The sequence below is a fragment of the Bradyrhizobium sp. AUGA SZCCT0169 genome, from assembly GCF_018130085.1.
Classification (GTDB): Bacteria; Pseudomonadota; Alphaproteobacteria; order Rhizobiales; family Xanthobacteraceae; genus Bradyrhizobium.
On the sequence record NZ_JAFCMC010000008.1, the window covers coordinates 219,319 to 229,458 of the forward strand.

Here is a 10,140-nt window from a genome sequence, read left to right on the forward strand (position 1 = left end):
CGCTCTCCCTATTCCGCGGCTTGCGCGTGCATGCGCTGCTTGCGCTTTTCGGCATAGGCCAGCGCCGCCTCGCGCACCCAGGCGCCATCGTCATGCGCCTTGCGCCGCGCCGCCAGCCGGTCGCGGTTGCAGGGGCCGTTGCCGGCGAGCACCTGATTGAACTCTTCCCAGTCGATCGCGCTGTATTCCCAGTTGCCGTTGGCATTCTGCTTCATGCCGGGATCGGGAATCGTTAAACCCAGAAACTGCGCCTGCGGCACCGTGGCGTCGACGAATTTCTGCCGCAGCTCGTCGTTGGAGAAACGCTTGATCTTCCACTTGGTGGAAGTGTCGCTGTGCTGGCTTGCCTTGTCGGGCGGGCCGAACATCATCAGCACCGGCCACCACCAGCGATCGAGCGCGCTCTGCGCCATCGCCTTCTGCTCTTCGCTGCCCTTCGACAGCGTCACCATGATCTCAAAGCCCTGGCGCTGGTGGAAGGATTCTTCCTTGCAGACGCGGATCATCGCGCGCGCATAGGGTCCGTAGGAACAGCGGCACAGCGGAATCTGGTTCATGATCGCCGCACCATCGACCAGCCAGCCGATTGCGCCGATGTCGGCCCAGGTCAGCGTCGGATAATTGAAGATCGAGGAATACTTTGCTTTCCCCGCCAGCATCAAATCGACCAGCTCTTCACGGGAAGTGCCGAGCGTCTCGGCGGCGGCATAAAGATAAAGCCCGTGGCCGCATTCGTCCTGGACCTTGGCGAGAAGCGCAGCCTTGCGGCGCAGCGACGGTGCGCGGGTGATCCAGTTGCCTTCGGGAAGCATGCCGACGATTTCGGAATGCGCGTGTTGGGAAATCTGCCGCGTCAGCGTCTTGCGATAGGCCGCCGGCATCCAGTCGTTCGGCTCGATGCGCTCGTCGGCATCGATGCGCGCCTGGAAGTTTGCGGAACGTGCGGCGTCCTCGATGTGGCTGATATCGCCATCGGACGTATTGAGCGCCTGCGTGTACATGGCCGACCTCCCCGTATGTTCTTTCCTCCAACATATAACATAAAAAACAAAATGCAAGTTATTTTTGTAACATGTTTACGTCCCGTCGAACCGGCGCGCCAGCGCCCCGCCCGGCTTCGGCAACGGCCCGTTTTCGTTGGTCGCATGGTCGTCAAGCCATTGTTCCGACGCCGAAAGCAGCCCGCGATAGATCTCGCCGCAGAGCCGTCTTGCCGCCCTGCCCGGCCAGTCCCTGGGCAACAGCGGCGCCGGCAACAGGGGATCGCGCAGCACGACGCGGCGGTAATGGTGGATCAAGAGGATCCGCGCGGTGAAGGCATCGGTGTCGGAGAGGACTTCGCCGCGGCCGAGCGAAGCGCGCAGCGGCTCGAACGTCTTCATGAATTTCAGATAGGCGTCGGCGGTGCGCTCAAGCGGCCAGCTTTCGCTGAGCAGACGCCGGCCGCTCTCATCCTCGGCGGAGACTTCCAGACGTATGGCACCCGCGGCCTCTTCCGGAACCGGCACGCCTGACGGCGCAACCCACACGCCCGGCAGCGGACTGCCGAAGCCGGCGTTTTTCAGCGCATCGCGCGATGCATCGCGGTCCCCGCCATTGCCGATCAGCAGCAGCTCAAACCGCCCGGTCCAGTCGGACGGCGGCGGATCGTAGATGTGCCTGGTGGCGGTATCGAAGGTCTGCCGCCCCTTCTTGTCGAGCCGGTAAAAACTGTTGCGACCGACCTTGTTGCGCTCAAGCCAGCCGTCGCTCGCCAGCCGCGACATCGCGGTGCGGACGACGCCGCTGTCGATGTCGATCGCGGCAAAGAACTCCAGCAGCGTGCCGAGCCACACCGAACCGCCGCGCGGCACGATGGCGTCGCCGAACACGGTGATGACGATCGAGCCGGTGCGCGACGGTTCGCGCTTGAGCTGTTCGACAATGCGGGCAAGCGGCTGCGGCATGCGTCAAGGCATAGCGCGTTTTGCAGATTCACGAAAACGCCGGTGCGCGCCTCCCCCTCGCCCCGCTCTTGCGGGGAGAGGGTCACCCGGATTGCTTCGCAATCCGACCTCTCCCCGCAAGCGCGGGGAGAGGTAAGGAAGCAACTACCTATCCGGGTTCGGATAAACCATGCTGCGCCAGCCGCTGCGGTCGAACGGCGCCCATTTGCCTTCCGGCTGTGCCAGGCGATCGGCGACCGCATAGACCACGGCGGGGTGGTGACCCATGCCGCAATGGCTGCTCTCGACCTCGATGCTCTCCGACGTCGCGGTGGTCTGCTCCATGCAGCCCTGCCAGGCGCAGATGCCGTCGGTGCGGCTGAAGATCGCGGTGGTCGGCACCGGCGGCGTGCCCGCCAGCGACCCGCCGAAACGCGTGTCCTCTTCGTCGGCGCGGCGGCCGCTGGCCATCTCATAGACGCGCCATGCGTTGGTCGCCTTCGGGCCGGCCGCGAACGGGCTGCCGAGCGTGATCACCGAGCGCACGCGCTCCGGCATCATCTTGGCGAGCTGACGCGCGTAAAGACCGCCAAGGCTCCAGCCGACGAGGCTGACCTTGCGGCCGTGGGTGTCGTTCAATTCGTGGACGAGATCGACCATCGCGTGCTGCACGCCCTGGCGCAGACCGAGATTGCGGCCCTGGCGCCAGCCGCTGACGGCGTAGCCGCGGCTCCTGAGGAAGCTGCGCAGCGGACGCGTCGAGGTGTCGGAGGCAACGAGGCCGGGCAATACCAGCACCGGATGCCCGTCGCCTCTCGGCGCCAGACTCAGGAGCGGCAAGGCACCAAGGAAAGCGCCCAATTCGGAAATCGCCCGCCCCTCCAGAAACATCAGGGTTCTGGACGGCGGACGAAGCGTCTGCGTAGCAACGGACATCGTATCTCCTTCTCAGGCCAAGCCCCTTGCGTCTCGGCAGCCAGGCCAGGGTTCAATGGGAAGATGCTCACCTCGTAGAATCGTTCCGCAACGCAACATTATTTCGTAAAAAGCTAAGGAACCGGAATTCTTCTTTCAACGGCCCACTTCACACTTGTGACAATTAAAAGCGCAGACGTGATCAAATAGTCACACGAGCCGCAGCAGGTACTCGAGGGTGTAAAGCACCAATCCTGCAAGCCCGCCGATCAGCGAGCCGTTGAAGCGGATGTATTGCAGGTCGCGGCCGATGTTGATTTCGATCAGCGAAATCAACTGCCCCATGTCCCAGGATTTGACCTGGTCGGAGATGAAGGTGGAAACGCCGCTCTTTTGTTCGGCGACCACACTTCGAAGCACCGCAACCAGACCCTGATTGATTTCGGCGCGCATCTCGGCGTCGGCGGCCAGCGCCTCGCCGGCCGTTACGAACATGCGCACGAGATATTGCTCCAGCACCTGCGTCTCGCCTGAGGCGCTGCGCTCGAAGAACGATCGCGCATTCTCCCAGATGTGGCGCGCGAGGCTGTTCAGTTCGGGGCGCGCCAGGAGATCGCGCTTCAGCCCCTGGATGCGCTCGGCATAGGCCGGATCGCTGCCGAGCCGGTCGACGAAGGTGAGCACCATGCGGTCGAACTCGTCGCGGAACGGATGCTTGGGATCGTTGCGCACTTCCTCGAAGAAGGCGGTCGCCGACGCCACGATCTTGTTCACCAGAAACCTGTCGGCGCGATAGAGTTTCAGCAGTGTCGGCAATTCGTCGCGGATCTTCTCGCGGATCATGGCCATGGTCTCGGCCTGCGTCAGCGATTGATGCACCGCGCGCATGATGTCGTCGAGCAGGCCCTGGTGCCGGCCTTCCTTCACGAAGGTGCGCAGCGTGCCAGCCGCGAGCGGCGCAAGATCGATCGACATCAATTGCGAGGTGATGCGGCGGCTGACGAAGGTCATCAGGCCGGAATTCTCCGTGGCCGCGACCGCCTCGGGCAACAGCCGCAGTGCGAAGCGCGCGAGATCCTCGCTGCGCTTGCGGTCGCGCAGCCAGTCGGCGATGAACGAACCGAAATCGATCTGCCGGAGTTTTGCTTCGACCGGGGCCGCTTCCAGAAAATGCTGCTCGATGAATTCGCCGAGCTTGTCGGCGATGCGGTGCTGGTTGCTCTGGATGATCGCGGTGTGCGGGATCGGCAGCCCCAAAGGCCTGCGAAACAAGGCCACGACCGCGTACCAGTCGGCCAGCCCGCCAATGGTGGCGGCCTCCGCAAAGGCTGCGACGAAGCCGAACGCCGGATGGATCGGCAGCAGCGCCCTCGCCGCAATAAAGATCGCAAACGTCGCCGCCAGCACCAGCGTCGCCAGCAGCTTTACACGGCGCAGTTCGGCAGCCCGCAGCGCGTCGGCAGGCGTGTCGAATGAAAATTTGGCGGGGACAGTCATCACAGCTTCCAAATGAAATCGAAGCTTAGCGTTTTCAACTGCTGCGCACATCGGCAGTTGCGTGTCCCGGACGCGGTGCAGCGTTCTTCACGCTGCTCCGCAGAGCCGGGACCCATGCACAGGCGATGGACCCCGGCTCTGCAGTGCACCGGTGCGCGCTGCACTGCGTCCGGGGAACGCAAACTGTGGGAGACAAAAAGAAGGCCCGCCTAAGCGGGCCTTCCAAAAGGGCAGTTGGCAGATCGCTATCAGGCGGTCTTGCTGTAGACCTTGGAGAAGTTGTCCTGAGCGGTCTTGGCGCTGTCGGCGACGAGCTTGCCGAGATATTCGGTGGTGGCCTTCGCCCGCGAGACGAACACTTCGCCACGCGCACGGACCATGTCCGACTGGATCTGGGCGGCTTCGCTCAGCGACTTGGCCGAAGCGAGCTTGTCGATGCCGGCGAAGAACGCTTCCGCGTCCTGATAAAACGCCTGCTGGATGTTACGGCTGATCTTGGCAGCCTCGGAAACCGAACCGGCAACGGCGGTCTCGATGGCGGCGGTCACCTTCTCGGAACCGGCATGCATGTCGGCGGCGCGAACCTTCGCGGTCTCGGCCTGCTTCTTCACGAACTCACGGGCAGCTTCCGGAACTTCCAGGTTCTGGAGCTTGGTGAACGCCTCGGTGACGGGCGCGAAGGCTTCCTTGACGGTGTTCAGCACGGAATTGGTTTCGGTGGTCATTGGGGTCTCTCCATCCTCAGGTTTGAGCTATGGGCTCACCCCGTCCGGAGTGGCCCGGGGCGAGATCGTTGTGCCATAGTTAATGGTGCGACGCAACATCAATGTTGCATCGCGATATCACGAATACGTGATCAGCCTCAATGATAGGCGGTTTGCCTAGGGAACCGGCAAAAGTTCCACTTTAGTCTTAGCCTCGTACGAATAGCCGAGGCCCCACGCCGATTTTGAGTCCGGGCTGGACGGCGGGCTTAGTGCTTGACGGCCGGTTCTAGTGCTGGACGGCGCGCTTAGTGTTGGACGGCGCCTGGGAGCCCGAAGGCTTCCAGCTGCGCCCGGACCTGCGCCACATTGTGCCCGAGCACGACGATGTCGTGCTTCTTGCCGCCGACGTCGCGGACGTGGTCCCGCAGCAGGGCCTCGGCCTTGAAGCCGAGGCTCTCGAACAGCGCGATCGCCGCCTGCTGGTCGACGGTCATCTGCACCGAGAGCTTTTCCAGCCCGGCACCCAGCGCCAGCGCGAAGGTCTCCTGCGACAGCGCCCGGCCGACGCCCTGCCCGCGCACGTCCTGGGACACCACCATCCGGATCTCGCCGACATGCGGGGACCAGGAATGCGGGTCGCGCACCAGCGTGCCGCAACCGACCACCGCGTCGCCTTTCACCGCCAGGAGGCTCGTGATCTGCCCGCGCTCGATCTCGTTGATCCAGGCCGACAGCACCTTGGGCTGGCTGATGTTGCGCGGCAGGAACAAGAGATCATGGGTCGGCAGTTTTTGCGCGAAGGCAAGCACCGCAGCCTCGTCGGCGCGGGACATCAGGCGGAATTCGATCTCGCCGGCGTGGGTCTTGGCGTGGCGCGGATAGGAACGTGTTTCGCTCATGTTGATCTCTTACCTAACCAGTTGTCCAGTTTCGGCCACAGCCGCTTGATTGCGTTGGCGCCGGCGACGACGCTGACATGGCCGCCCTTCAGGATCACCTCTTCCTTGTCGGACGAGCCGACCTTGGCGATCAGGTGCTTGGCCGCGTCATAGGGCACGATGTGATCGTGCTCGGCGACCGCATGCAGGATCGGCACCTTGATGTCGGCAATTTTGGCCGCACGGCCGCCGACGCTCATGGTGTCGTTGAACAGCTTGTTGTCCCACATCAGGTCCTTGGTAATGGCGCGAAAATATTCGCCGGCCAGCGGCAAGGTGTCCGTGCCCCAGCGATCCATCATCCGGTAGGCCTTGACGTATTCGTCGTTCCAGATGTTCTCCCACAAATTCACCTGACTGACGGCGCGCGACGCCGGCCGCAGCATTTCGAACGACGACAGGATCATTTCCGGCGGCACATTGCCGATGCTGTCGACGAGGCGATCGACGTCGAAATAGCGTCGGTTCGAGAAATTCGAGAACAGCTTCATCTCGCGGAAGTCGATCGGCGTGGTGAAGCAGATCAGATTCTTCATCGGTCCGTCGTTGAAGATCGAGCCGTACAGCAGCGACAGCACGCCGCCGAAGCAATAGCCGATCACGGTGACGTCCGTTTCGCCGGAATCCTGCTGCACGCGGCGGACGCAATCCGGGATGAAGTCGAGAACGTAGTCCTCCATCCGCAGCGATTTTTCCTCCGGCTTCGGCGCGGTCCAGTCCATCATGTAAACGTCGTAGCCACGCTTGAGCAGGAATTCGATGAAACTCTGGCCGGGCACCATGTCGAGGATGTAGCCGCGATTGGTGGTCGCCATCACGATCAGGATCGGCACGCGGTAGATTTCGTCCGCGATCGGGCGATAGTGATAGAGGTTCAGCGTGCCGCGGCTGAGCAACACGTCCTTCGGCGTCGAACCCAGCGCGGGGCCCGACGAGGAGATGTATTCGACGCCCTTGATGCTGCGCTGGATCGCGCGCTGTACCTCGGACTGGATCCGCTCGGGTATCGACGCCAGATCGAGGGCTGCGGCGGGCGCGTTCATTTTTGCTCTCCCTCCGACGGGGGACGCTTGGTGCGCGGTGGCCGCGCCGCGCCAAAGCCGCCCTCGGGCGCCAGCGAATTGTGATGGATTTGGTGCAGCATCGCCTTGATCTCGCTGAGTTGGCCTTCGATGCCCTGGATGCGCTCGGCCATGCCGACCATTTGCGCCCGGCTCGGCAAGTTCATGCTGACGAGATATTTCTCCATCAGCTCGCCGAGCTGCTTCTGCGCGCCCGCCGTGGCGCCGCCGACCTGGTTCATCACCTTGGAAAATTCGGGCGAAGCCATCGCCTGGTTGGCAAAGGAGTTGAACCCCTTCTCCATCTCTCCGATCATCGTCTGCCAGATCACGGCAGGATCGTTGCCCTTGTCGGCCATAGGCGCCCTCCCTTGGTTACGAGCGCTTTGCCACGCCTCGGATATTGTTCCGCCATACCACACCGTTGCGGCGTGGCGGTCAACCGGGCGACATGGCGTTTTCAAGCGAAGTGGATAGCGGTTCGCGTCTGGAAACGCGCCCAAAACAAGGGACTGGTTAACAGTGAGCTGCAAAGCCTTCTGCGATGCGGTAAACCGTGCCATACAAGACCCCAACAAGGTACCATCGCAGGACTGATACAAAGGACCGCCGCCGTGACGCTTGCCCATCAGCCGCCGCAGATCGCCCACGCCAATGGCATCGACATTTGCTACGAAGTCTTCGGCGATTCCGGCGCGGAACCGCTGCTGCTGATCATGGGTCTCGGTGCCCAAATGATCCATTGGGACGATGATTTCTGCCGCCAGCTTGCCGCGCGCGGTTTTCGCGTCATCCGTTTCGACAACCGCGATATCGGCAAATCCTCAAGGATGACCGGCGGCAAGCGACTGACCGCGCTCGAACTGCTCAAGCTGAAATTCCTGAAGATCCCGGTCGCCGCGCCCTACAAACTGATCGACATGGCCAAGGACACGGTCGGCCTGATGGATGTGCTCGGCATCAATTCGGCGCATCTGGTCGGCGCATCGATGGGCGGCATGATCGCGCAGGAAGTCGCGATCTCGTTTCCGGCGCGGGTGCGCTCGCTGACCTCGATCATGTCGACGACGGGCAGTCCAAAAGTGCCGGGGCCGACGCGCGAAGCCGCCGCCATGCTGATGGCGCCGCCGCCCGCGACCAAGGAAGAGTATTTCGAGCGGTTTGCGAAAACCTGGAAAATCCTGCGCGTCGGCTCGTTCCCGGAAGACGAAGCGGCCGACCGCTCGCGCGCCGAACGCACTTACGAGCGCGGCCTCAACCCGGCCGGCGTCGGCCGCCAGCTGCGCGCGGTGCTTGCCTCCGGCAGCCGCAAGGAGCGGCTTGGTGCCGTGAAAGCGCCGACGCTGGTCATCCACGGCACCGTCGATCCGCTGGTGCGGATTGAAGGCGGCAAGGACACCGCGGCCTCCATTCCCGGCGCAAAGCTTGTCATGATCGACGGCATGGGCCACGCGCTGCCGATCCCGATGTGGCCGCAGATCATCGATGCCATCGACAAGCACGCACATGGCGCGGCGGCGAAGGCGGCTTGATCAGGTTACTTCCGGGTAACTTCGTGAGCGCGGGGTGCCCTCTTCCGCACAACAGGGCCGAGGCCTATAGACGGCGCACCGATATCGCCACATGGAGCCCGAACATGGATCTTGCTTTCCGGCCGCGCGCAGCGTTAGCCGCCGTCATTCTGTTGGCCCTTGCCGCTCCCGCCGCCTACGCCGCCTCGCCGCAGCAGGAAGCCAACAGAAAAGCCGTGCTCGAATTCTATGAGAAGGGCCTGAACCAAAAAGACGCCGACGGTGCGATCGCCTATATGGGCAACCGCTATGTCCAGCACAATCCGAATGCCGCTGACGGTCCCGAGGGTTTTCGCAAGTTCATCGGATTCCTGCGCGAGAAATTCCCGAACTCCCGCAGCGAGATCAAGCGTTCGTTCGTGGACGGCGATTACGTCATCCTGCATGTCCACGCCGTTCGCGAACCCGGCACGAGAGGGAACGCGATCATCGACATCTTCAAGCTCGAGAACGGCAAGATCGTCGAGCATTGGGACGTCGTCCAGCCGATCCCCGAGAATCCGGCAAACAACAACACGATGTTCTGAGGGCGGGCTGCAGGGTGGGCAAAGGCGCGCTTGCGCCGTGCTCACCTCGCTATTTGGATCACCTGGAGAGATGGTGGGCACGCTTGCGCTTTGCCCACCCTACGAATCGAAACTCAGCTCTTCGTTGCGATCCAGATGACATGACGCGCGCCGCCGCCTCTTCCGGTGGCGCGCACGGCAACCTCGTTCACATCGAAGCCGGCGGCACGCAGCCGTTTTGAGAACGGCGGATTCGGACCTGACGACCAGACCGCGAGGACGCCGCCGGGCCGCAGCGCCGTATATGCCGCGCCCAATCCGGCTGAACTGTAGAGCCCATCATTGGCCTTGCGGGTCAGACCTTCGGGGCCGTTGTCGACGTCGAGCAGAATGGCATCGAATTTCGATCGCGAAGACCGGATGATCTCGGTGACGTCCACTTCCTGAATGCTGACGCGCGTATCGTTCAGGCTGCCGCCAAAAATCTCCGCCATCGGGCCCCGCCCCCAGGCAACGACAGCCGGTACCAGTTCAGCCACCACGATCCGCGCCCCAGCACCGAGCACCGCAAGCGCGGCCCGCAGCGTAAAGCCCATGCCCAGTCCGCCGATCAGCAGATGCGGCTTCTTGTTCGCTTCCAGCTTCTTGACCGCAAGGGTGGCGAGCGCGGCTTCGGAACCACTGAGCCGGCTGTTCATCAGCTCGTTGGTGCCAAGCATGATGGAAAACTCGGCGCCGCGCCGCATCAGGCGCAGTTCCGCGTCGGTGCCGGGAATATGTGCGGTGTCGAGCTTTTCCCAGGGAATCATGAGGGGGTTCTAGCATGATTTTTTCGTCGTCCCGGCGAAGGCCGGGACCCATAACCACAAATGCTGGTGGTTACGAAGACTCGTCGAACAGCTTTTTTAGACCGATAGATCACGCGGTATGGGTCCCGGCGTTCGCCCTAGGGCATGCACACATCTGATGTCGGGGATTCCCGAATCGGCATTTTGTGTGATTCATATTGTGACACTTCGG

Annotated in this window: 11 protein-coding genes; 2 read left to right on the forward strand and 9 right to left on the reverse strand. The window is 62.8% G+C overall.

From position 1 onward, the window contains the following. Positions 1-8 precede the first annotated feature (8 nt). The 8 genes from paaA to JQ609_RS12855 form a co-directional block, all read right to left on the reverse strand. Positions 9-1,001, reverse strand: coding sequence for a 1,2-phenylacetyl-CoA epoxidase subunit PaaA (gene paaA, locus JQ609_RS12820; protein WP_212273678.1), 993 nt, complete (start codon positions 999-1,001; stop codon positions 9-11). 75 nt (positions 1,002-1,076) lie between these two features. After that, the gene (gene paaX / locus JQ609_RS12825) at positions 1,077-1,946 is read right to left on the reverse strand and encodes a phenylacetic acid degradation operon negative regulatory protein PaaX (RefSeq protein ID WP_212273679.1); all 870 of its coding nucleotides are present in this window, start codon (positions 1,944-1,946) and stop codon (positions 1,077-1,079) included. 144 nt (positions 1,947-2,090) lie between these two features. Further along, entirely contained in the window at positions 2,091-2,861 is a 771-nt protein-coding gene (locus JQ609_RS12830; protein ID WP_212273680.1) for a triacylglycerol lipase, read from the reverse strand. Positions 2,862-3,050: 189 nt separating this feature from the next. Next, complete coding sequence (locus JQ609_RS12835) at positions 3,051-4,337, reverse strand: DUF445 domain-containing protein (protein WP_212210611.1); 1,287 nt, start codon at positions 4,335-4,337, stop codon at positions 3,051-3,053. A gap of 248 nt (positions 4,338-4,585) precedes the next feature. Then, entirely contained in the window at positions 4,586-5,062 is a 477-nt protein-coding gene (locus JQ609_RS12840; RefSeq protein ID WP_212032347.1) for a phasin, read from the reverse strand. Positions 5,063-5,349: 287 nt separating this feature from the next. Next, entirely contained in the window at positions 5,350-5,943 is a 594-nt protein-coding gene (locus tag JQ609_RS12845) for a GNAT family N-acetyltransferase (RefSeq protein ID WP_212273681.1), read from the reverse strand. Further along, positions 5,940-7,025: an alpha/beta fold hydrolase gene (locus tag JQ609_RS12850; protein WP_212273682.1), complete on the reverse strand. Its 1,086-nt coding sequence runs from the start codon at positions 7,023-7,025 to the stop codon at positions 5,940-5,942. Before JQ609_RS12850 ends, JQ609_RS12845 begins: the two co-directional genes overlap by 4 nt. Continuing rightward, entirely contained in the window at positions 7,022-7,402 is a 381-nt protein-coding gene (locus tag JQ609_RS12855; RefSeq protein WP_212273683.1) for a poly(R)-hydroxyalkanoic acid synthase subunit PhaE, read from the reverse strand. Before JQ609_RS12855 ends, JQ609_RS12850 begins: the two co-directional genes overlap by 4 nt. 255 nt (positions 7,403-7,657) lie before the next feature. Between JQ609_RS12855 and JQ609_RS12860 the strand changes: the two genes are divergently transcribed. Together JQ609_RS12860 and JQ609_RS12865 are read left to right on the forward strand one after the other, a co-directional pair. After that, positions 7,658-8,575, forward strand: a complete 918-nt coding sequence (locus tag JQ609_RS12860) for an alpha/beta fold hydrolase (RefSeq protein ID WP_212273684.1) — start codon at positions 7,658-7,660, stop codon at positions 8,573-8,575. Between the two features lie 104 nt (positions 8,576-8,679). After that, positions 8,680-9,141, forward strand: a complete 462-nt coding sequence (locus JQ609_RS12865) for a nuclear transport factor 2 family protein (protein ID WP_212273685.1) — start codon at positions 8,680-8,682, stop codon at positions 9,139-9,141. 113 nt (positions 9,142-9,254) lie between these two features. Here the strand turns inward: JQ609_RS12865 and JQ609_RS12870 are convergent, their stop codons facing one another. Beyond that, positions 9,255-9,929, reverse strand: coding sequence for a spermidine synthase (locus JQ609_RS12870; RefSeq protein WP_212273686.1), 675 nt, complete (start codon positions 9,927-9,929; stop codon positions 9,255-9,257). Positions 9,930-10,140 lie beyond the last annotated feature (211 nt).